21 protein-coding genes are annotated in these 22,618 nt (G+C 39.3%); 4 read left to right on the top strand and 17 right to left on the bottom strand.

Translation table 11 applies throughout. The annotated features are described in order from the left end of the window. The coding region (locus AC13CC_RS04725) for a Mu transposase domain-containing protein (RefSeq protein WP_482878241.1) at positions 1-1,020 on the top strand (1,020 nt) is incomplete at its 5' end. A 17-nt stretch (positions 1,021-1,037) separates the two neighbouring features. Then, positions 1,038-1,763, top strand: coding sequence for an IS21-like element helper ATPase IstB (istB, locus tag AC13CC_RS04720; RefSeq protein ID WP_482876994.1), 726 nt, complete (start codon positions 1,038-1,040; stop codon positions 1,761-1,763). Between the two features lie 337 nt (positions 1,764-2,100). On the opposite strand, the gene AC13CC_RS04715 is transcribed toward istB, so the two are convergent. The 17 genes from AC13CC_RS04715 to AC13CC_RS04635 all read right to left on the bottom strand — a co-directional run bounded on the left by AC13CC_RS04715 (position 2,101) and on the right by AC13CC_RS04635 (position 19,860). Further along, entirely contained in the window at positions 2,101-3,321 is a 1,221-nt protein-coding gene (locus tag AC13CC_RS04715; protein ID WP_482876992.1) for an O-antigen ligase family protein, read from the bottom strand. Between the two features lie 45 nt (positions 3,322-3,366). Then, positions 3,367-4,647, bottom strand: coding sequence for a DUF6418 domain-containing protein (locus AC13CC_RS04710; protein WP_482876990.1), 1,281 nt, complete (start codon positions 4,645-4,647; stop codon positions 3,367-3,369). Next, a complete protein-coding gene (locus AC13CC_RS04705; protein WP_482876988.1) occupies positions 4,631-5,653 on the bottom strand; it encodes a polysialyltransferase family glycosyltransferase in 1,023 nt (340 codons plus the stop codon). Before AC13CC_RS04705 ends, AC13CC_RS04710 begins: the two co-directional genes overlap by 17 nt. Further along, complete coding sequence (locus tag AC13CC_RS04700) at positions 5,650-6,888, bottom strand: oligosaccharide flippase family protein (protein ID WP_482876986.1); 1,239 nt, start codon at positions 6,886-6,888, stop codon at positions 5,650-5,652. Before AC13CC_RS04700 ends, AC13CC_RS04705 begins: the two co-directional genes overlap by 4 nt. Before the next feature lie 130 nt (positions 6,889-7,018). Beyond that, positions 7,019-7,549 (bottom strand): GNAT family N-acetyltransferase, encoded by a 531-nt coding sequence (locus tag AC13CC_RS04695; protein ID WP_482876984.1) that lies wholly within the window; start codon positions 7,547-7,549, stop codon positions 7,019-7,021. Further along, entirely contained in the window at positions 7,546-8,619 is a 1,074-nt protein-coding gene (locus AC13CC_RS04690; protein ID WP_482876983.1) for an N-acetylneuraminate synthase family protein, read from the bottom strand. Before AC13CC_RS04690 ends, AC13CC_RS04695 begins: the two co-directional genes overlap by 4 nt. Continuing rightward, on the bottom strand, positions 8,597-9,511 hold the full coding sequence (locus AC13CC_RS04685; protein WP_482876981.1) for an SDR family oxidoreductase: 915 nt from the start codon (positions 9,509-9,511) through the stop codon (positions 8,597-8,599). The genes AC13CC_RS04690 and AC13CC_RS04685 overlap by 23 nt, the downstream gene beginning before the upstream one ends. Beyond that, complete coding sequence (pseF, locus tag AC13CC_RS04680) at positions 9,498-10,190, bottom strand: pseudaminic acid cytidylyltransferase (RefSeq protein WP_482876979.1); 693 nt, start codon at positions 10,188-10,190, stop codon at positions 9,498-9,500. The genes AC13CC_RS04685 and pseF overlap by 14 nt, the downstream gene beginning before the upstream one ends. Position 10,191: 1 nt before the next feature. Further along, positions 10,192-11,208, bottom strand: coding sequence for a UDP-N-acetylglucosamine 4,6-dehydratase (inverting) (gene pseB / locus AC13CC_RS04675; protein WP_482876978.1), 1,017 nt, complete (start codon positions 11,206-11,208; stop codon positions 10,192-10,194). Between the two features lie 118 nt (positions 11,209-11,326). Next, entirely contained in the window at positions 11,327-11,869 is a 543-nt protein-coding gene (gene rfbC / locus AC13CC_RS04670; RefSeq protein ID WP_482877000.1) for a dTDP-4-dehydrorhamnose 3,5-epimerase, read from the bottom strand. Continuing rightward, positions 11,869-12,738: a glucose-1-phosphate thymidylyltransferase RfbA gene (gene rfbA / locus AC13CC_RS04665; RefSeq protein WP_482876977.1), complete on the bottom strand. Its 870-nt coding sequence runs from the start codon at positions 12,736-12,738 to the stop codon at positions 11,869-11,871. Before rfbA ends, rfbC begins: the two co-directional genes overlap by 1 nt. A 6-nt stretch (positions 12,739-12,744) precedes the next feature. Beyond that, a complete protein-coding gene (gene rfbB / locus AC13CC_RS04660; protein ID WP_482876975.1) occupies positions 12,745-13,809 on the bottom strand; it encodes a dTDP-glucose 4,6-dehydratase in 1,065 nt (354 codons plus the stop codon). A 57-nt stretch (positions 13,810-13,866) separates the two neighbouring features. Continuing rightward, entirely contained in the window at positions 13,867-14,643 is a 777-nt protein-coding gene (rfbD, locus tag AC13CC_RS04655; RefSeq protein WP_482876973.1) for a dTDP-4-dehydrorhamnose reductase, read from the bottom strand. 56 nt (positions 14,644-14,699) lie between these two features. Further along, positions 14,700-15,749: a hypothetical protein gene (locus AC13CC_RS04650; protein WP_482876971.1), complete on the bottom strand. Its 1,050-nt coding sequence runs from the start codon at positions 15,747-15,749 to the stop codon at positions 14,700-14,702. Between the two features lie 3 nt (positions 15,750-15,752). Continuing rightward, on the bottom strand, positions 15,753-17,441 hold the full coding sequence (locus AC13CC_RS04645) for a DUF6909 family protein (RefSeq protein ID WP_482876969.1): 1,689 nt from the start codon (positions 17,439-17,441) through the stop codon (positions 15,753-15,755). 49 nt (positions 17,442-17,490) lie between these two features. Then, positions 17,491-18,990 (bottom strand): GH3 auxin-responsive promoter family protein, encoded by a 1,500-nt coding sequence (locus tag AC13CC_RS04640; protein ID WP_482876967.1) that lies wholly within the window; start codon positions 18,988-18,990, stop codon positions 17,491-17,493. Beyond that, positions 18,991-19,860, bottom strand: coding sequence for a M23 family metallopeptidase (locus AC13CC_RS04635; protein ID WP_326276637.1), 870 nt, complete (start codon positions 19,858-19,860; stop codon positions 18,991-18,993). It lies immediately after the preceding gene. Positions 19,861-20,027: 167 nt separating this feature from the next. On the opposite strand from AC13CC_RS04635, the gene tatA reads away from it, so the two are divergent. Both tatA and AC13CC_RS04625 read left to right on the top strand, forming a co-directional pair. Beyond that, on the top strand, positions 20,028-20,225 hold the full coding sequence (gene tatA / locus AC13CC_RS04630; RefSeq protein WP_482876966.1) for a twin-arginine translocase TatA/TatE family subunit: 198 nt from the start codon (positions 20,028-20,030) through the stop codon (positions 20,223-20,225). 218 nt (positions 20,226-20,443) lie between these two features. Beyond that, positions 20,444-22,492, top strand: a complete 2,049-nt coding sequence (locus AC13CC_RS04625; RefSeq protein ID WP_482876964.1) for an OmpA family protein — start codon at positions 20,444-20,446, stop codon at positions 22,490-22,492. Positions 22,493-22,618: the final 126 nt, after the last annotated feature.

Below are 22,618 nucleotides of genomic sequence, written 5' to 3'. Positions count from 1 at the left end.
CCCGATGCTTCCCTTGCCCAAGTGATTCCGGCCCTGAACGACATCTTGAACTATTTTGGCGGGGTGCCGCTCAATGCCAGATCCGACAATATGAAGCAATGGGTGGTGCGCAGCTGCAGGTATGAACCTACCTTTCCCCAGGCACTGGAGCAGTGGGCCCTGCACAACCATATCGGACTATTGAACACTAGGGTAAGGGCCCCTAAGGACAAGCCATCTGTAGAGAACCAGGTCAAAATCGTCTATCGCCGAGTATATGCTGCAATCCGGAACGAAACATTCTATAGTATCCGGGAGCTAAACCAAGCAATGGGAAAGGCTTTGGAGGCCCATCATGATATGAACTTCCAGAAGAAATCCTTTAGCCGAAGGGAGCTCTTTACCAGCCAGGAACTTCCGCTATTGCAAAACCTTCCCGAGCATCCTTACCGGTTCAATCATCTCACCAGGGCCAAGGTTCAAAAGAACTATCACGTGGTGATGGGAGAGGACTGGCACTTCTATAGCGTTCCTTACCATTATGTGGGCAAGGAAGTAAATATTATTTATGATACGGAAGGTGTTGAAATTTATTATCAGCTCGAGCGCATTGCCGTTCATCAGCGGAACTATAAAAAACATGGGATAACCACGCTTTTGGAACATATGCCCGAACATCATCGAAGGATGGCCGTACAACGGGGATGGACCCCGGACCATTACTTAAAACAAGCTGCGGACAATGGCCCCCATACCAAAGAATTCTTTGAGAAGCTTATGAAAAGTAAGGTCTCCGTACATCAGGCCTATGGCCCCTTTCTGGGGATTATGCGACTGATCAAAGAGTATGGAGGGGGGCGTGTGGAAACAGCCTGTAAAAGGGCACTTACCGGGAACCGGTACAACTACAAAGTAGTGGCCACCATATTAGAAAACAAGATGGATCAGGTAGAGGAAAGTCCGCCGGAAAAATCTCCCATACCCCACCATGAGAATCTTCGGGGACCGGAGGCCTTTGTAAACAAAATGAAAAATCAATGATTAATAAACCTTGAAAAATGAACACTGCAACAACCTTACAACAATTACACGGCCTAAGGCTTACCGGAATGGCCAAGCGGTATGAAACCCTACTAAGCCTGCCTACCCATCAGCAGGAGGATGCCCACACCATTCTGGCCCTGATGTGCCAAGCAGAGCAAGAGTATAGGAGTGACAAGCAGACCCAACGATTGCTCAAAGCTGGAAAGCTTCGCTATCGTGCCAACATGGAAGAGATCATCTGCGGCCCGGAAAGAGGGCTTACAAAAGAAACGCTACTACAATTAGCCGAAGGACACTATCTGGAGAAAGGACAGAATATACTGATTCACGGTCAAACCGGAACCGGTAAATCCTTCCTGGCCTGTGCGCTGGGGCGCTCTGCCTGTCTTAGGGGATATAAAACCCTCTACTTATCTATGAATAAATTTTTAGAAACCCTGGCGCAATCCAGAATTGACGGTACTTATTTAAAACTCATCAAGCAGTTAGCGGCAAAAAAGCTGATCATCCTGGATGATTTTGGGCTCAAACCCTTATCAGGGGATGCAAAATTAACCTTATTGGACCTCTTGGAAGATCGTTATGGCGATGGGTCGGTGATCATCACCTCTCAATTACCCTTTGAACATTTTTATGCGTTCTTGGATCAACCAACCGTCGCAGAGGCTATACTGGACAGACTGTCAGCAGCTGCACATAAAATAGAATTGCAAGGACAATCTTTACGTAAAAGAAAATAATGTTGTATAATTGATTTTTATAACCGTTCCCGCGGTGGAAAAAAGTAGGTGAAACTGGTAAACTTACGTCAGGAATTTACTGGTAAACTTTAGAGCGGAATGGTGGTAAACTTTCCTCGGAATATCCATTCAATATCATCATCACACTTATTTTTAAAGAAATACTGTCCTAGAGATAGGGGGAATTATAGCCACCAAATAAACCAAAACCGGAAAGAAAATAGCCAGTGGGGGTCAACATGCTCCAGAATAATTTAAAATTCTAGCTCTCTTCGTTTTCTTAAGGGGGTCAGCATCCGCCAGAACGACAGCACGCTAAATCTGGACTGTAAGGGGGTCAGCTTAGTCCAGTATATCCATTAATATAATTCCTTTTTCTTATTTTCATAATTAAACTCATAATAATTGCAAAAAGGAATACCCCTTTTTGTCTTATCAAAACAGATTCGGTCATAAAAGCTAAAAACAACACCACTACACAAAGAATGGTTTGCATACTTTTTTGTTTAATTCCCTTATTCAAGGTTATCAAAAAAATAGACAATAAGGTTATTAATCCCAATATCCCATGATTTAATGTTGTTGTTAAAAATTGATTATGAGAATTAAGCCCTTTCAAGTCCATGTAACCATTCTCCATATATTTTTGCTCCAAAACATATTGGGATGCATTGGGTCCATATCCCATTAATGGCTTTTCCTTAATTAAAGAAATTGAACTACTCCAAAGTTTAGTGCGAAGAGACATTTTATGATAATCCTCTCCAACTTCAGAAACATACTCTTCAGTTCCAAAACCCAAGTTGGACAGGGTGTCAAATAGTTTGTCCTTGGCATACTTAGATGAGTTGAGAGCAACTATTGTAACAACTATTAAAACAGCTATTTTCAAAAAAAAACTTGGTTTTATGATTGTTCTCCAATTTTTACCAAAATAAACGAGGCTTATCATTAAAAAACTAAAAGCTCCCATTCTTACCCCCGAAAGAAAAATGAAAATAAAAAAGGCTAATACAATCATCTCAATATATTGCTTAAGTTTTCTTTCTGTCAGCAGGAAAACATAAGCAATATTGATGTACAAAGCATCATATGGATAATGAAAGTGGTACATTGATCTTTGGACAAAATTGTAGTTCAATCTATGTTCGTGATTGATATAAAAATTATATCCCAAACTTACAAAAGCCCCTAAACAAAAAAGAAAACAACTCCAAACAAAAATTCTTTTAGCCAATTCTATTTGGTTGCTCGATATCCGAGCCACAGAAATAGCCATGGGCAATACAAGCATTGGCAGTTGGGATGCTATTCTACTGTAACTTAAGCCCTCCTCATAGGAGTAAAAAAATCCAACTACAATCAATAAGTAGTATACGTAAAACACATAAAAGAGCCTGTTGTGCTTTAGCGCCTCAAGTGATTCATCTCTTTTTAAATCAAGAATTACCATCAAAACAAAAATTGCAAGCGCAAGAGGGGCCAAAATCATCGGGAAAGGCAAAGTGGCCAGTAGAAGTATAAAAGAATAACTAACGAACCGATTGGTGTTTGACATATATAAGTTGTTATGATTTTACATCTAATCTAATTCATGTCACAATTAATTTGTTGGTAGTACATTTCCTTTTTTTCTTAAACGAAATAGGATAAAAGCTAAAAAGAAGTAAAACACGGTAAATAAAATCGGAATTTTTAGTTTATAAAAATATCCCATAGTAAAGGCGTACATAACCCAATTAAAAACCTGAAACGTGATTACCGATAGTACATATGCTTGTTTAGTTATGAACTTGTACAACAACCAGCCAAGTAAACCCAAAACTGTCATTGAAAAAAACATATGTACTAGCAAGGCCAACCAAGCAGGGTAAATCATCAATAATATACTTGGATATCCATTTGTATAGCTAGCTCCTTTTTGTTTTGCCTCGTCTAGAAATTCCCTGTTGGGCATGAAATGATACATTAATTCATGCATGCCATATTCCAAATCACTTAAATCATATGTGTGCTCGCCAGAATTTACCATATAGGTTTCCACCGCTCCCCAAAATAAATGTCCCTGAAGGCCAAATGCCCTGTAAACTATTGCTTCATTTGGATTGCTAATACCAATATACCTGTATGGAGGGTTATTTTCATATCGTTTGTAAATAACATAATATGAAGATCCAAAAATTAGGATTACGGCGATTATGGTTTTTATGTTTATGACTTTTCTAAGATTTACCTTTCTTGGTACATAAGTTAGCGCATTAGGTAAAATAAACGCGTAGAGTCCCGAAACAATGGGGGAAAATTTTTGTCCAATTATAAAATTGTAAACAAAGTACATCATCATCAGAAAAATAGCAGTCTTTTTATGCTTTTTAAAAACAATCCCCAAACAAAAAGGAATGAACACAGAAACGTTTCCAAAAATTTTATTCAAGAATGGGTATTGCGAATTTTTCCAATAAGTGAAGCGCGTCACCGAACTATCAAAAATGGGAAGTCTAGACTGTGTAGCGTTAACCAATAATATCAGCAAGGACAATAACACAATTAAAAGAACAATTTTGGAATCAATACTACTTTTGCCCAGTTTAATCTTTATTGCAGAAATATCGTAAGACTTTAAGCTGTTGAAAGTAAGTGTTATAAAAAAAAAGGTGACAACGAAATATAGTAAGTAAAAGAATGTGGCGCCAACAAAAAAACTATCCCGGCCCTGCTCGCTTATATATATTCCTTCTTCAATATAAATCAAAGAAGGCATAATAGTTAACGCCTGAAAAACCAACATTCCATATAAGAAAAAAAGCTTCCATTTCGTCTTTATTGTATAGTATAAAAAGATCATTAAACATATAAAGACTGCAATATTAAAGGCTAACGTCATGCAAAATTGAAATTTCAAGATTTTTATAAAGTTCACCTATTTCAGGAAAATCATCCATATAGGGAAATATATACAATTTAACATCATCTCTTTTTAATGCCAGTTTTATATTAAGAATTGCCGTAGATTCAAAAGAAAAAATATTTTTTGGAAGCAATTGGTCCAAGCACTCCTCAACAGGAGTAGGATCATCAAAAACCAAATATTGGTCAAACACTTTTTTTAGAAGGGTCTCTGCCGTTTTAACATCTCCGTTTCTATGAGGTTTATAATAAATTTTTCCATCTGCAACCTTATCTAATACATGATTAAAGAGTTTTTCTAATTTAATAGAATACTCTTCTTTACCATCAATTTCTTGTCTAATATCTTGACCAATAATTAAAACATTTTCTGAATTGGGCTGATAATCAATAGGCTCAAAAGGTAAAAATATAGATTTATCTGGGCATATTGCTTTTTCGGGCATTCTGACATATTGTGCACCAACCCAATCTTTAAATATTTGGGTGGGATGATCAGAAAATATTTTGAATTTTAATCCAATTAATGAACAAAGCATTTTTTTAATAAACAAACTCCGATAGTTGACTTTAGGGTAATAGTAATTAAGAATACCATCTTCTACCACATAAAATTCATTTTGATTGTTTTGTAAAAGCTTGTTGGTCAAATGGTTTGTAATTACATCTTCAAAATGACAGAAGTATAGGTTTACGCTTGATTGTCCAATAATATTTTTCGCTTTATTATAAAATCTCTTATATCCTCTTAATTTTTCTATCTGAAACAACGCTTTTTCAACAAAAGATTTAGGTCTATATCGAAGATTTAAATCTCCATGAACGACGTTGTCCCACAGTTCTTCTTTATAGTTAAAGTTACCTGGATTTAGAAGTATGCAGTATTTTTCATTCAAACTAAACTTAATTAGATTTTGAAAACTGCTAATATGACTGGGAGATATAGCAATAAAGACCGCAATTTTTTTTGTTTTACCACTCATAGTTTACTTCTTAAGTGCAACCAATTATTTCTCTTTAAAAACCATAACATTCCATAACTAAGTAAAGTAGAACACGCTGCTGCGTATATTCCGTATGTTCTCATAAATAATATATTAAGTAAAACATTAAGAAGAGAACAAATTAGTATTGGGTAAAGTATTTCTCTATCCTTCTTGTAGCCATAAAGCAAATAATGATAAAAAAGGGACGCGTTTAGCAAGCCATTGCTCAAAACCGTAATAAAAAAAACAGGATAGTTTTCTAAGAACTCTTTTTTTTGCAACCACGACAATACTGGGAAAATACTAAAACTTACCAGCGCAATTACAATTAAGGTTGTGTACATTAATTCCTTTTTCAGGGCCTTGATCTTCGATTCTATTTCAACTTTGTTTTTAGAAGCAATCGCCCTAAGTAAGTTAGGAACCAAAAGGGTAAAGGTCAAGGTAGTCACAACTATATTGATAATATTGGCAAAATTTACATAAAATGAGTAAACACCTACACTTTCTTTTCCTAAAAAATAATCAATTAAGAATCTGTCAGAATACTCAATCACTTTATATGCAATAGTGCCAATAAAAAAGGGAGTGCTAATTCTAAATCCTCTTTTTAACCACTTCCATTTAATTACAAAATATTTGCTTTTAATCAAGTACTGCTTTTTATATATCATTACATAAATCACACAGAATAAGAAACTTAAAAAGGAACCTAGTAACGAAAAAAACAATATTTTTTTGATGGTTAAAATTCCCAAATATCCTGTCACGTATATAATGACTAATGGGCCAATCCAACCCGCTGTTCTTAAAAAAAGAGTGAAATTCGCATGGTGGAATTTATTGAACAAGTTAAAAAGCCTAAAAGCTTCTTGACACAAATGCTCTAATATTAATATTAGATAAAAAAGAACACCATACTCAAAAGGAATGAACTCATTAAAAAATAAAACAAACAGCAATGGAATGATAGCAACATAACAAAACAAGTGAAACCACAATTGATTAATAATTATGGTTGCCTGTTCGTCTTCACTATCTAAAATCTCCCTATGCGAATAATTATAAAAATCAAATCCTACAATAAATAAGAAAAAAGTTATCGAAGTAAAAAAAAGACTAATGGTTCCATAATCTTCCACCCCCAACTCCTTGGAAAGATAAATTAGCAAGAGAAATTTGAACCCCATGGATAAACCTCTCAATGTCGCAACTGCAATCTTTTGTTTCATTATATTTAAACAAACTACCTTAAAATATGAAACAACAAAAAGTTTGGTTAATGATTACCCTACAAATATGTTTCTGTCCTAGGTCAATAATTCAATCTTATTCTTTGGTCTATCAATATGGAGTTATAACTCACTTTTTATTTTCAATTAAAGATATAATCAGAGAATTCCAATATCTGCCATTCTCAAAACAATTGTCTCTCAACAACCCATCTTGTTTGAAATTAAATTTTTGTGTAAAAAAGTCAATTTTTTCTTTATCAAACTCGTATAATTCCATCCAAATTTTATGTAAATTCAGGTTCTTGAACCCATAACTTATTAGAAGTTTTGCAGCTTCTTCTCCTTTTCCGTTATCGCCAATATACATTTCATCTTCCCCTATATAAAAAGAAAAATCAGCAGAACGAATTATCCAATTTATATATAAAAGCCCTGCAGCACCTATCGGCTCGTTAGAGTCGAGATCAACAATCGTGAACATAAAATTAATGTGTCTTGTGGATACAAGACTTTCAAACCATTTTTCTTGGTCTATCATGGACAATTCCCTAACCTCCCTAAAGTTTTTTCTAAATTGGGGCAAGTTTCTCCATTCTCTGAAAAAAGGTAGGTCCTCCCTTTCAACTGCTCTTAATCCAACCGATTTACCCTTTATCATAGTATGTCTTTTTTGGTAAAATGTTGGCCAGACTGAATGTCCTTAGTTAGCTTTTTACCTGTCAATGTCCCTATTTCATATGGATGAAACCCTCCTTCCGAAATAGGTCTTAATGCAATGATGTCCTGTTTGTTTATGATTTCCCCTGCCTTCATATCGCGATTTGCCCTCAAACATCTTCTTTGTACAATCATTGACCGAGCTTCATTGGGCTCTACTCTTTTTATTCCGTCACCCAATGCCAACAACAGCTCATTGGACCTTTCAACCATTTCTTTCCAACTGGCCGGTGTCATCGCAAAGGCATGGTCGGGGCCCTCTTGATTGTTGTCATCGGTAAAGTGCTTTTCGATAATCCTTGCTCCCAAGGCTATGCTTCCCAAAACCGTCGCGTGGCCAGATGTGTGGTCAGAAAGCCCTAAAATCAATTCAGGGTATAGCTCCCTGAATTTTTTCAACACATTTAAATTACAATATTTAAAGTTTTCATCACTTCCTGTATAATTTGTGTTGCACTGCATCAGAACGGCGTCCTTGGTTTTGCTCAAAACCAAGTCCATCACTCTTTTTACGTCGTTTAAATCAGAAGCTCCGCTGGCAATCAAAATAGGTTTCTGTTTTGTCAATATATATTCTATGATTTCAAGCCAAGAAATATCCCCAGATCCTATCTTGTATAAATCAACATATGGGTCGACCAAATCCACGGATTCAAAATCATAAGGGCTCGTAAAGTAATCTATGCCGACTTTGACACATTCTTTCTTAAGCTTTACCGTCCATTCTTTGGCAATACTGGCATCTTCATATACTTGATAAACAGACTTCTTCCATTTTGACTGATGGGAAAGTTTTTCCTTCATCATGTCAAATCCTTGCTTGCTTACAATTTTGTTGGCCTGGAAATTTTGAAATTTTGCGGCATCAGCGCCCGATTCTTTTGCAAGATGAATCAAATCCAAGGCTTTATTTAAGCTGCCATCATGGTTGGCACCAATATCGGCAATAAAGTAAAGTGAATTTTCATCAATTATCTCCTGTCCTAATTTAATGCTTCGATGATTGCTCATTTCCTTTGTATTTATCGTTTATCATTTCTATTACTTCACTAATCGACGGCAGCTTTCGGTCAAATTTTTTTTCATAATACTTAACTGATAATGATTGATCTAAACTTCTTTTGGCTCTTTTCTTAAATTCCTTTATAGACCCCCTTCGAACATTGGAACGGGATAGCACCAAACTATCAAGCAAGGCAATTCCAAATTCATATTTTGTGCATGCCTCTGAACCTGCGACATGTAATATCTCGGAATTTATTTTGTTCTCTTCAATCAAAAATTTGACTTCTTCCATTAATTGCCATATTGAAATGGGTGTGAAAATTACATCATCAAAAAGGTTAATGTCTTCTTGATTTAATGAAGAACCTATTATCCATTCTGCAAAACTTGTCTTTTCTTTATTAAGGTTTAAGCCAACTATTGTTGTTCTTATAATTAGGAAATCTCGGTTGGAATTTTTCAAATAATATTCACCCAGTTCTTTTGATTTCCCGTATATACTTTGTGGATTTACGTTATCCTTCTCTTTAGCCAAATTTAAATCTGAAGAGAAAACCGCATCAGTGGATATATAAATTATTTTAACTTTGGGAGATGTGCTGTCCAAAAGTTTTTTGACGGAGACTCCATTAACATTATAAGCATCCAAAGGATTCTCCTCACAAAAATTCCCGTTTGTAAATGCCGCACAATGAACAATTATATCGGGGTTGGACCATTCAATAAGATCGGAAAAATTATCTTCACTCAAATCGAATTTTTTGTAAGGCACGTCATCAAAAAACTCAACATCTGAATTTCCTGTAGCAAAAACCTCAAAATAATGGCTGAAGTGTAGAGCCATATTGGAACCTAGCATTCCGGAAGCTCCCGTTATCAATATTCTATTTTTTGCCATGAAACAATTTGTGTTTTAACTGAGCAAGCTCCCAATCAGAAGGATTGTCAATATCTTGTGCCTCTAAATCGTCAACAATAATAGCTCCTGTATTTTTTGTTACTAGTTTTTTTTCCCTCATTAAGGCTTCAACGTTAAAAAAATAGAATTGGCCGGCATCATGATATGTTGGTTCCAAATCCTGAGACCTGGTAACCAAATGTTCCGGTTGAATCATATATACTTTTTTCTCCGTAATCCTTACTGCTCTTTGTACAGGAAAACTATATTCAACAATCGGATAAACAAGGTCCAAATTTTCTTGAACTAATTTTTCAAAAGCCAGTTTAAGTTTGTCTTTTGTGACAAATGGCGCGGTTGGATATATGCAACATGCATAATCAAAGTTCGTTCCTTTATCATTGTAATGATTTAGCACTTCTTCAATGACATCAAAAGTGGTTGCAAAATCCCCGGAATTTTTCTCACTTCTATAAAAAGGAACTTCCGCTCCGCAATCAAGTACCAATTCCGCAATCTCTTTATCATCGGTTGAAACTATAATCTTATCGAAAAGATTTGATTTTATGGCTGTTTCAATAGAGTAGGCAATGATTGGTTTTCCATTAAAATTAAGTATGTTCTTCTTGGGAATTCTTTTGCTGCCACCTCTTGCCGGAATAATTGCCAATCTGTTCATATCAGATGTGAAAATTGTAATCTACATGTTCTACTATTAATTTTCTAAGGCTATCAACGGTTTCCCATTCTGTGTTTTCCCCAGAATTATACCTAAAGCCTTTCGGTACTTTCACCGCATCAAAAGCTTCTATAAAATCATTCCGTTTCCAACCATGTGTTGCTGGCAAGATAACATAATATCTGCCAAGATCATATGTGTAAAAGGAATCAGAGCTTGTAATCATTTCTTCATGCAGTTTTTCCCCAGGCCTTATTCCAACCACAGGTTTATCGCATTCGGGACCAATAGCTTCTGCAACATCCATTATTCGATATGAAGGAATTTTAGGCACAAAAAGTTCACCTCCCCAGGCATGTTCAAGAGCGTGCATTACCATATCAACACCGCCTTGCAATGAGATATTAAATCTGGTCATATTGGGATCAGTGATAGGAAGTACTCCTTCAGATTTCTTTTTATTGATAAAAAATGGTATCACGGATCCATTTGAACCCATGACGTTTCCATATCTCACTACCGAAAATCGAATTGGGCTGTCCCCTTTAATATTGTTTGCCGCTATAAAAAGTTTGTCAGAAGTTAATTTAGTTGCACCATAGAGGTTTATAGGTGCACATGCTTTATCTGTTGATAAGGCAACAACTCGTTCTACATTGGTTTCAAAACAAGCATCTACTACATTCTGGGCTCCACCAATATTAGTCTTAATGCACTCTTCGGGATTGTATTCAGCCAAATGGACATGCTTCATTGCCGCTGCGTGAATCACATAGTCAACACCCTTAAAAGCCCTTATCAACCTGTCTTTGTCTCTTACATCACCAATAAAAAAACGTATCTGGGGATATTTGTCTTGGTGATACTCTTGAGCCATTTGGAATTGCTTTTGTTCATCCCGAGAAAATATAATCAGTCTTCGAACATCGGGATATCTTTCAAAAATATGCTTGGTTAAAGCCTTACCCAATGAACCGGTCCCCCCAGTTATTAAAATTGATTTTCCTTCAAGTTTCATTCTACTATATTTTTAAAGAGGTTTAGTTAGTGTTTTATTAAACATTATTTTTCGATTAAAATTGGTTAGGTCAAATGTTCCGTCTAATGTTAAAAAAAAATTCTTTATTAACAATTCTTTATTGAAAACCCTTAATCATGGCAATCGATAGATCTTTAGTTGATAAAGTAATATATTCATCTTTTATTCTCCAATTAATCGCCAAATAGGAATCATCATACCTAATACCCCCCTCAGCATCTTTATTATAATAATTATCACACTTATAAAACACTGTTGCTGATTCACTCAATGTTAAAAACCCATGGGCAAACCCTCTCGGCATAAACAACTGTTTTTTATTGTCACCACTTAACTCAATTGATAAATGCTCGCCAAAAGTAGGGGATTTTTTACGCAAATCCACCACCACATCCTGAATTCTTCCCGACAACACAGAAACTAGCTTAGCTTGGGCTTGCTCTCCTTTTTGGAAATGCAAACCTCTCAACACCCCTTTTGTGGAAAAGGATTGGTTATCCTGCACAAAGTTTACTTCTCGTCCAATCGCTTCACAAAAATCCTTGTGGTTGTAGCTTTCAAAAAAATAGCCCCGCTCATCTTCAAAAATTGTGGGTTCAATTATAAAGCACCCTTTTAACTTGGTCTCCGTTGCCTTGATCATATTTCTTTGCTCAATATGCCCAACAATCTATTGCCGTAACCACTCTTCATCAATGGTTTTGCCAGTTTTTTTAACTCTTCTTGATCAATATAGCCCATTTCATACGCGGCTGCTTCTATCGACCCCGTTATCAAACCTTGTCGCTCCTCGATCACCTCAACAAATTTTGAGGCTTGCATCAGGGCCTGGAACGTGCCAGTATCCAACCAAGCTGTTCCTCTATCCAGAATACTTACATTGAGTTTGCCTCTTTTTAAGTATGCTTTGTTTACATCGGTAATCTCCAATTCGCCACGTGTACTTGGTTTGATGTTTTTTGCAATGGAAATTACATCATTATCATAAAAATAAATCCCCGGCACTACATAATTGGATTTGGGTTCCTTTGGCTTTTCTTCAATACTGATGGCTTTTCCTGCTTCATCAAACGCTACCACACCATATCGCTGTGGGTCGTTGACCCGGTACGCATAAATGATTCCTCCATCGGGGTCATTATTTGCTTGCAACAGTTTGGACAAGCCTGCGCCGTAAAAAATATTGTCCCCCAAAATAAGGGCTACCTTGTCTTTTCCAATAAAATCTTCACCTATAATGAAGGCTTCCGCCAATCCGTTGGGAGATTCTTGCACCGCGTAGGAAAAGGAACAGCCGTACTTTTGTCCGTCACCCAACAGTTCCTGGAACAACGGGAGGTCCTTTGGTGTGGATATAATCAATATATCCTTGATTCCCGCATACATTAAGGTGGACAATGGGTAATAAATCATTGGCTTGTCGTAAATGGGCATCAACTGCTTGCTCACCGAAAGGGTAAGTGGGTGCAATCTACTGCCGGTTCCTCCTGCCAAGATGATTCCCTTCATTGTGTTTTATGCTTGATATTGCTTTTTATAATATTCCAAATAGTCTCCCGAGGTAACATGGTCCAACCACTCCTGATTGTCAAAATACCAATCTATGGTCTTTTCAAGACCTTCCTCAAATGTTACGGATGGCTCCCAACCCAATTCTTGGTTTATTTTGGTGGCATCAATGGCGTACCTTAAATCATGTCCCGGGCGATCCTTTATAAAGGTTATCAGTTTTTCTGAGGAGCCTTCTTGTCTTTTGAGTTTTTTGTCCATCAATCGGCATAACAATTTGGTCAAATCAATGTTCTTCCATTCGTTACAACCTCCAATATTGTAGGTCTCTCCCTTTTTCCCTTTGTGAAATACCAGATCAATTGCCCTAGCATGGTCTTTTACGTACAACCAATCACGGGTATAATTTCCATCACCATAAACAGGCAACGGCTTGTTTTGTATGATATTGTTAATGAACAAAGGAATCAATTTTTCTGGAAATTGATTGGGACCGTAATTGTTTGAACAATTGGAAATAACATACGGTAATCTATAGGTCGCTCCATAAGCTCGCACAAAATGGTCGGAGCTTGCTTTTGAGGCGGAGTAAGGTGAGTTTGGATCATACGCTGTGCTTTCGGTAAAAAATCCCTCTTTGCCCAAGCTGCCATACACCTCATCGGTACTGATATGATAAAACAAGAAGTTTGGATTGTCCTTGGCCAGTTCCAAAGATGCATTCAATAAATTGACGGTACCCAAAATATTGGTCCGCACAAAAGATACTGGGTCCGAAATGGAACGGTCCACATGGGATTCTGCGGCCAGATGGATTACACCGTCAAATTTATGTTTAGAGAAAAGTTCATTGATAAAATCGGAATGGACGATGTCCCCTTTAACAAATGAGTAGTTCGGGGCTTCTTCAATAGCTGTTAAATTTTCCAGGTTTCCCGCATAGGTCAGCGCATCCAGATTAATGATGTTGTAGTGGTCATAATACTTGGTCACGAACCGTCGAACTACATGGGAACCGATAAACCCGGCTCCACCAGTGATTAAAATATTTTTTGGAATACCCTTGTCCATGTAAGCTCCTTTATAACCCTATGTGCCTGTTTCCTAAAAAAGAAAACTCTTTGTTAATCATGAAAGAACACTATTCCTTGGCCGCTTTGCGAAAGTACGATAATTCGGGGCCAAAACAAGCTTGACCTGGTCTGTTAGCCCGTTTTCATCCAGTATTTGCTTGGCAAATTCATACCACGTCATTGGCTTCCCATCCGTAAAATGATATATGCCGAAGGCCTTTTTTTCCAACACGATTTCATTTAAAACAAACTTTGCCAATGCCTCCGTGTTGGTCGGACATCCTTTTTGGGCATTTGTTATGTACAAATCTTCACCTGCCAGAGCCTTTTGCAAAATTGAACGATAGAAATTATGACCGTATTTTTTGCTGTACAGCCAAGATGAACGAATTATATAGTGGTTCGGTAAAATCTCTTGAATAAACTCCTCCCCCCTTAGTTTGGACCTACCATATTCGTTGATAGGGTTGGTTTTATCATCAACAGTATATGGGCCTTCTTTCTCCCCATCAAAAACATAATCAGTTGATATATGAATCAAAGTAGTTCTATGATCTTTACAAGCCTCGGCCAAATTTTTCACCCCTTCCGCATTGACCTCAAAAGCCTTTTTCGAGTACTTCTCTGCATCCTCTACATGGGTATATGCGGCGCAATTGATACACAAATCATAGTTTTCTTTTGAGAAAAGTTTCTCCAGTTCTTTTGGTTTGGTGATGTCCAGTTTTTTGGATGTTTTGAAATCAAAGGAAACCTCTGGAAAATCATGGGCCAGTTCTTGAAATGTGAGGCCCAATTGACCCCCGGCTCCTGTTACCAAGATTCGCTTCATTACATTTTCTTTTATTTATCCAACCTTAAAAACTACTTAACGCTCTAAATATTGGTCTATTTTTGGTTATATGTTTTGAGGTACCTGTTCAACTCAAGTAAGGCCAAAACTCCCAATACCAGGCCCAATAACAGTAATGGAAGTAAAAATTTATAACTGTTCCAAATTCCCTTTAGTTCCACCCCTCTTGTGGGAAAATCACTTATTACATTGATAATCGCGGATTTATTGGCCCGTTCTTTGTTCAAGGCAACCAATCGCTCTTTGAGTACATCTTTTTCCTGCACCAGCTCCAACTCCCTGCCCTGTGACTCTGAACTTTCCGCTAGGTTAATATTGGTCCCCTGCATAGGTTTGTCCGCCTCCTTGACCATTACTGTCTTGTACAGGCTCTGTAGCGAGTCAATCTCGGCAAGCTGGTTTTTGTAGATTTCTTCCTGAAGGTCCAAGTTCTCATCGTTGATTCTTTTCTGAAGCTTAAAGTATTGATTGACAGCAATCGAATTGATCATGGCCGGTTGCGCCTTTTTGGCCACCTTATTGTCCGTACTTATTACGGAGATTTGATGGAACCTTGCATCCATCGAATTGAAGTTTTCCAGATAATTTTCAAAATCTATGGCTTTGACCGTTGTGGTGTCCAACTCCCGGATAAACTCATCAAAGAGTTTTATCTTCTGGTTCTCATCAGAGTACGAGTCGGTAAAAATTTCCTTAATACTGGCCGCTTCGTGCTCGGTAATGTTCAATGCCGTGGCCAAGGCCACGGAATCCTGCGCCTCTGCCAAATCATTATAAAAGGCTATATTGTTGTACAGCTGCTGAACACTGTTAAAATTGGGTTCGACAACCATTCTGGAAATATACTTTTCCGGGGTCACTTTGTCCAAAATAAATCCTCCGACACCTCCAATGATAAGGGCTGCCCCTATGACGATGATGTTCTTCTGTACAAAAATGAGGAACAGCATTGCCAAGTGGAAAATTCCCTTAAAAATGCCACCGATGAAATTGAAGAACTTCTGAAAACCCCTCCCGATCATCTGGAACAATTGTCCCAAATCTATTTCATCTGAATTATTCTGATTTACTGGTTGGTCTGCCATTTCCTATGAATTGAATATTTGTTTTAAAATCCTGTCCGTAATTAAATATGTGGGCTTAACCCCTGTTGTTCCCAGTCCACCAGAAGCCAAGGTACTTCCAGTTTCCAAGGGATTGTCCGACGCATAATAGGCGTAACGTACCTTAACATCCTTTTTTATGCTTTTTCGGATTTGGGATGCCGATTGAATCGCTTTTTGATAGTGCACCCCCTCCATTTCCAAACCTATCACGTTCCATGTGGATTCATGGAAAAATTGGAGGATGTCCCTATTCTGCAAGGATGTCCCCAAAACGGTAACCATGGTGCCTTCCATTACTTTTAGGCCATGGCCCTCAAAATCCGAGCCGTTAAGTTCGTTTTTAAAGGGGTAATTGTCAGCCGTTCCTTCAAAAATATGTGCCGAGGGAATCATTAAATCGCCTTTACCGCCTTCCAAAATGCCGGCCTTTCCCATAATGGAAACCGAATCAACATTCAGGAAAATCTTTTCATCATCTTCTTCCATGGGCTTTAAAAGTTCATCTATGGTTTCATAGGCTTGTTCCCCAAAGGCATAGTCCATCACAAATATAACGGGTTTTTCTTCCTCCGAAATATCCTCTGGCAACTTATAGCAGCAACTCTGCTTTCCGAACTTGGCCGTATCAAAGATTTGAACGTCAATGTTTGCTCCCGATTCGTCGTCCAAAAAGATCATGCCGTTCTTTTCGGCAAGATCTTTTACTTTTTTGTTGAGGCTTTTATGCTTCTCGGAGCCCAGTGCCTCATAAATGTCCAATGATTCGTTGTCGGGAAACTCTTGGGCCAATGCCTTTTTGGCAAAAAGCGAGTTCATAACACTGTGCATGTTGGCACTGATGATATGCAGCGGCCTATCCAATACGTTGTGCTTTTGTAAGGTGCGCTTGATTTTATCGGCCCACTTTTCCCCATGGATGTGGTGCCCCAAACGCTCCCGCAACAAAGGGCTGAAGGTAATCGTCCTTTTATTGCCCGTAGTCTCTTCTTCAATGGCGAGTTTTCCCAACCAATACATCACATTTAAAAAACGATCGGGATCCTTCGCGGTCTTTAATTTGTTTTGGATATCGACCACCTCATCAAAGGTCCTTCCCAAAATATTGGCGCAATGAATCAGGGCCACCTCCCGTTGATCATTATCCTTTTCCTCGCTCAGCACAAACTCGGTAAGCTTGTCCCAATCACGGATGGTGGCATTGCCATCATCAACCAAAACTCTTTTGGAAATCTTATCAGATTCCACGAACAAAAAGGTAAGGTGGGTCAAAATATCATAGATATCGCTTCTGCCGCGTGTGATCTCGATGTTCATCTGCTCATCGTCTATTCGGTAGCAGTTTCTTCGCCTTTTGGGCGGTACAATGGGTTTTAAGTGCGATTTGGCAAAGCCTTCATCGGAGGTCAGGTTGATGAAACGGCATTCCTCAATGCCTTCGGGCAAGCGTTCCAGGACATAGATCAGTCCGTTGAGTTCCGCCTTGCCCTCCGCAATGGTGCCGTAAATTTCGGGCCTGAGCAACAAAAGTGCATTTCGAAGTGCGTTGCCCGAAACGCCCGATGGTTTGTAAAACCCACGGTTGAGCAAATGGCGCATAGTGATGTACAAACGCTCAATCGCGTTGGTGGACTCCTGTGCCCTGGTTGTCTGTTTTACTTCTGTTGCCATCATAACTTCTGGCAAAATAAGTGATTTCCCATAAAAATTAAACAGTTATGGGTCAACTAATTTTAAAGGGATGCAATCCATCGGCTACTTTACGGTCGTTGGCAAGGCGTTGCACCTTGTTCTGTCCGCCCAATTTACCTATGGATTTCATATAGTCTTGAAACCCATTTGGTTTGATGCTGCTGATCTTTAGGGGTTGAAGGATGTTCCCTTCGATCAGGTCAAAATAGTAGCTGTTCTGTTTTTTCATGCTTTCTTCGATGATCTCGGAAAACCTTGCCCGATCTGATGGTTCCCTCTGAAATTCTATAAACCATTCGTGATAGGGAAGTTCTCCCGCTTTCGGGTTGGTCTGGGGTGCTACGGTAAATTCGTTTACCACCGCATCCGTTTGTTTTACGGCCAATTGCAGTGCCTCTTCAACTTCTTTTGCAATTACGTGTTCCCCGAAAGCGGAAATAAAGTGCTTGATTCTCCCCGACACCACGATTTTGTATGGGGCTTTGGACACAAACCGAACGGTATCGCCTAGATTATAGCCCCACAGTCCCGCATTGGTGGAGATTACCATCGCATAATCCACATCCAATTCCACATCCGCTATGGTCAATCGTTTGGGGTTTTCATCAAAAAACTCATCCGCCTTTACAAATTCATAAAAGATTCCTGCATCCAAAAGCAGCAACATTCCCTTTTGCTCTTGGGAATCCTGATAGGCGAAAAAGCCTTCACTCGCGGGAAAAAGCTCGATACTGTCCACTTTTCTCCCAATCAGGCTTTCAAATTTGGCCCGGTATGGTTCGTAGTTGACCCCGCCATAAATGAACAATTGGAACTCCTTGAAGAGATCGCCCACCTTTTTGCCCGTCTTGGCGTTGAGCCTTTCAAAATACATCTGCACCCAAGAGGGTATTCCCGCAATAACGGTCATGTTCTCCCTTTCGGTCTCCTCGACGATTTTGTCCACCTTGGTCTCCCAATCCTCAATGCAATTGGTCTCCCAGCTCGGCAATCGGTTTTTTTGGAGATAGTTGGGCACGTAATGGGCGGATATTCCGGAGAGCCTACCTAATTTAATGCCGTTCTTTTCTTCCAAAACGGGGCTTCCCTGTAAAAAAATCATTCGGCCATCCACAAAATCGGCCTTTCCGGTTTCGTGGATGTAGTTGAGGATGGCATTCCTTGAGGCCTCGACCTGGTTTTTTATGGATGGTTTGGTAATGGGGATATACTTCGCTCCCGAAGTGGTGCCCGAGGTTTTGGCAAAATAAATGGGTTTTCCCGGCCAGAGTACATCACTCTTGCCATCAATGATTTGTTGGATATATCCTTTTAGTTCCTCATAATCCCGAATGGGAACCCTTTCCACAAAATCCTGATGGGAACGGATCGAATTAAACTGATGGTCCTTGCCAAAAACGGTATCCTTGGCTTGGGCGACCAGTTGGTTAAACACCTTTTGTTGGGTTTTTACGGGCCGGTTTACCCATTTATCGGTTTTTTTGGCTATCCGATTCGCAAATATTTTTGCTGCAAACGCTTTTAGGGACATTTAGTTGAAATCAATATAGTTTTGTGGATCAACAGGCTTTCCTTTTCTCCAAAGCTCAAAATGCAAGTGGGGCCCTGTTGTGAGCTCTCCCGTATTTCCAATGGATGCGATTACTTCCCCGGCCCTTACCAAATCGCCTTGGGATTTGCTCAGGGAACCATTGTGTTTATATACGGAGGTTATTCCCTCTTGATGCTCGATAATGATTACATATCCTGTTTCCGTGGTCCATTCGGCAAATAAAACCGTGCCATCTGCAATGGATTTTACCGGTGTTTCCCTTGGAGCGACCAAATCAACGGCATAGTGTTTGGATTTCTGGTCAAATCCTTGTGAAACAGTCCCGTTGACGGGCGAAAAGAACAGAGTTCCCAAGTTCTCCACATCCCTTTCAAAAAGGTTGTACTTGTCTTCCAGTTCCACTTCTTCCCTCAATAAAAGGTCCTGCTTGATCGGGCTAAGGTCCACTGAGGCCGGATCCAATTTATACTGGTCAAACAAGGAATCGCGATTTACTTGATTGTTCTCGATATCCCCCCGTAGCACCTTTCTCACATTGTCCAAATACCGGTTGGTATAATTAAGGACGGTAACCAATGAGTCCGTTTTATAGGTAAGCTCGGTGGCCTGTCGTTTTAACTTTGTGGAAGAATAGCCCGGAATATATTCCCTTAGCGGGGTAAAGGCTATGATCAAGGTGGTGACCCCTATCAAAACGATAATAAACAAAGTTCCGGTAACAAAAACGTTAAGCCTGTTGAGCTTAAAGGATATCTTTTCCTCAAAGGTGCTTTCGTTAAGAATTACCAAGCGATACTTGTGCAGCAGCTTGCGCTTTATCTCTTTTCTTTTCTTTTTGTCCTTTGCCATGGTGAACAAAGATAGGCTTAGATTTTAATATGCGTGTTAAGCTTTTTTAAAAAGCTGAAGGGGATAAGTTCCTAAAAATCATTTTCAAATGCTAATTTTCGTTAATCGAATGTGCTCTTCAACATCTTTTTAGTACTTTTACATTTCTAATTAAAGCATTTGAAGATATGATTGCTCAAACTATATTTCTTGGTATGATAGGTCCCTGGCAGATTGTTTTGATCGTTGCCGTGGTAGTTTTGCTTTTTGGAGGTAGAAAGATTCCAGAACTTATGAAGGGCCTTGGAAGCGGAATCAAAGAATTCAAAAACGCTACCAAGGATGACGAAAAACTGGAAGGTGAAACAAACGAGTCGAAATCCTAAATTGATTCTTGTGGTCTGGAATGCACTGTGTTTTTAATGGTTTTTCAACCATCGACAACATCTTTTCAGCATTCAACGCCATATATTTCCCCTTTCACAACAAAAAATTACCACCCCACTTACCATATCCTATTTTAGCGGTTGAAAATAAACTGTTAAGCCCCCTATGCTTAACCTCCAAATGAACCCAATCGTTCATTTGTGCAGATGGAGTGGTAATGAAAAGACTTATCTCACTTTTATTCTTCCTATGCCCTTTTGGGATATTTTCCCAAGAGTTTGCCTTGTCCCATATTGATGGGACCTCCTCCTCTTTCCATAGGTTTGCCCCTTCACAAAGCAGCGGCTCCATTTTAGTAAACCATCAAGGTGGTCTGGGCCAAAAAAAACCGGTCGGGTATCCGGGTGAAAAAGCAAAGACCGAAAAACTTATTGCCAAAGGCAACGATTACTTTGATAAAATGTGGTACGCAGGAGCAGCCCGCGTTTTCGACATTGTTCTTGAAAAAACAGAGGCGGGGCACACCCCGGCTTTGCTGTCAAAGGCAGGTGATTCACATTACTACACGGGAAATCTTGAAAAGGCTTACGAATGGTACCACGAGCTTTACGGGCAACATCAAGGGGAAATGCATGGGGATACCTATTTGAAATATGCCCAAAGCTCAAAGGGGGCAGGAAAGTATCGCAGGGCCGCAACCTTGACAAAGATCTTGCGGCAAAAAAGGGACGAGCCCTTAAATGAGCTCAATACAATAGACCCTCGTACATGGGAAGGCAGTTACACTGTTACAATCAAGAATCTGGGCATTAACTCCCGGTATTCTGATTTTTCCCCCATGTTCCACAACGGTTCCGATATTGTCTATGCCTCTGCAAAGGACACCTTGTTTTTGACAAGTCGCCGTTACCGTCGTACCAATCAACCTTTCCTCGACCTTTACATTGCAAAAAGCAAGAACAAGGAAGGAGACCTTACCTCCCCACAAAAATTCTCCAAAAAAATAAACACCAAATATCATGAGGCCTCCATGGCATTTTCTCCTGACCAAAAAACCATTTATTTTACAAGGAACAACTATGGCAAACGTTTAAAAATGGGAAAAAACGGTATAAATCACCTAAAAATATATCGTTCCCGATTTACCAATGGTGCATGGGGCAAGGCAGAAGAGCTTCCCTTTAATGGCGAAGATTATTCTACGGGCCACCCGACCATTAGTCCAGATGGCACAAAAATGTATTTTGTATCCGATAGGCCAGGTGGTTTTGGTGAAACAGATATTTATGTGGTTGATATTATCGAAAACGGGGGCTTTTCCAAGCCAAAAAACCTTGGAAGGACCATCAACACCAAAGACAAGGAAATGTTCCCTTATGTCGCCGATAACGCCCTTTATTTTTCTTCCAACAGGCCCATGGGCTTCGGCGGTTTGGATGTCTACAGATCTGATGGGGCAAATGGGGGGTTCGGCATAGGGGTCAACCTGGGCAAACCCATCAACAGTAACAAAGATGATTTCTCCTATATTGTCGATGCCACGGGAGAGCGGGGCTATTTTGCATCCAATCGCAAAGGGGGTAAAGGGGATGACGATATTTACTCCTTTAAATACACGCTCAACCTAAATGCCATTGTCGGCACCGTTGAAAACGGGTTGACAGGTGAAGCTGTGGACAAAGCCAATATATCCTTGTACAGCAACGAAGGCAGGTTGATAAATGAGGCCGTCTCGGACACAGCTGGCAACTATTTGTTCAAAAACCTTGGTTCAACAACAAACTATACCGTGGTGGCCAAGAAAAAGGGGTTCGTTAGCGACAGTCTGCCCGTGGAAACCAAGGAAAACGAAAACATATCGATAACCCAATACCTAAAGCAACTTGTTGGGGAAAAACCAATTGTTGACCTGTTTGAGCCCAGCGATGTGTACTTTGATTTTGATAGTTTTAAGATCAGCCCGCGTTCCGCTCAAGAATTGGACAAGCTGGTCAACGCATTAAAAGAGAACGAAAGCCTGTCCTTAAAAATCGCATCCCATACCGATGCCATTGGTCCAGAAGCCTACAACAAATATCTGTCCGACAAGCGCGCCAAATCTACCCGTGATTACCTTGTTTCCCAAGGAATCGACCCTTCAAGGATCATTAGTGCCATTGGTTATGGCGAAGAACGTTTGTTGAACGATTGTTCCAACGGCACACCCTGTGCCCCGGACCAACACCGTTTAAACCGAAGGTCTGAATTTATTCTGGTTTCCGGATAAACGGGCCTAAAACGTTTTGATCAACCCCTGATTTTTTCCTTTCCCCTTATCAAGTGCAGTTCGTCGATATTTCTGTCCGTCTGTCGGTTTGTGGCAATATGCAGTTTGTCGATCAAAATGCTATCC

The organism is Flagellimonas sp. L-11 (assembly GCF_056857735.1).
This window is presented reverse-complemented; position numbering and strand designations above follow the sequence as displayed.